The organism is Acutalibacter caecimuris (genome assembly GCF_034335085.1).
In the GTDB taxonomy this organism is placed as follows: Bacteria; Bacillota; Clostridia; order Oscillospirales; family Acutalibacteraceae; genus Acutalibacter; species Acutalibacter caecimuris.
This window is the reverse complement of the sequence record NZ_JAWXXJ010000087.1, coordinates 1-739: the sequence shown is the minus strand read 5'-3', so window position 1 is coordinate 739 and position 739 is coordinate 1. Positions and strand designations below refer to the sequence as shown.

At 48.7% G+C, this 739-nt stretch carries 1 protein-coding gene and 1 pseudogene; both read right to left on the bottom strand.

Going from position 1 to position 739, the window contains the following annotated elements:
• A pseudogene (locus tag U8U01_RS17655) lies at positions 1-260 on the bottom strand (MobP3 family relaxase); the annotation flags it as partial.
• Between the two features lie 2 nt (positions 261-262).
• Positions 263-670, bottom strand: a complete 408-nt coding sequence (locus U8U01_RS17650) for a hypothetical protein (protein ID WP_322176821.1) — start codon at positions 668-670, stop codon at positions 263-265.
• Between the last annotated feature and the right edge of the window lie 69 nt (positions 671-739).

The window sequence follows — 739 nt, the reverse complement described above, 5'->3', positions numbered from 1 at the left end:
AAAGCGTCTATGAACTCGCTGGCGTTGCTTTTTGTGGGAGAACTTTCGTAGTCATGATACTCGCCATAGTCCTTGACAGACGAGTCAAACTTGATGATGTCCTGCACCAACCTCTGCTGGCGGACGGTGGCCGGAGAGTTGTCGATGCCCTCGGCCACCCTCTCCACACCTTCACGAGTACCCATGTACTTCACCAGCTTTGTCGCCGACCTCTTTGGCGAGTTCCGCATATATCTGCTGGTAATAATTATTTTCGCCATTGTCAGTCACCTCCGTTCTGCCACTCGTTAGCGTCCTCGAACGTTAAAATGCCATTCACCCTCGCTATTTCTTGAGCAACATTGCGCCGTATATTTTCTAAAGATTCATCTTCGATGTCGTTAACTGCCGCCGTAATATTGCTATTGATCCCCATCTCCACCGCCAGCTTGAACAGCATTTCGCACACATCTTTGCCGAGAGAACGCACCTCGCTCTTGATTGCTCCCGCCAACATTGGAGCCAAGTAATTGATGTTTTTCTGCTGCCGGATGTAGCCAATATAAAACGCAACCGCCTTGCGAACAAAGTCCGTTTTGGATGTGGCATTAGCTTCTGGCATCATTTTCGTAATTTCTGCTACCATGGATGGTGTCATCCAGTAAGCATATTTTTGCATTTTTTTGCTCAAAAACTCTCCTTTCTGACCGACCCCTGATTTCGGGGGCCGGTAATCCCTGAGTTTTCCCTAACGACCGGC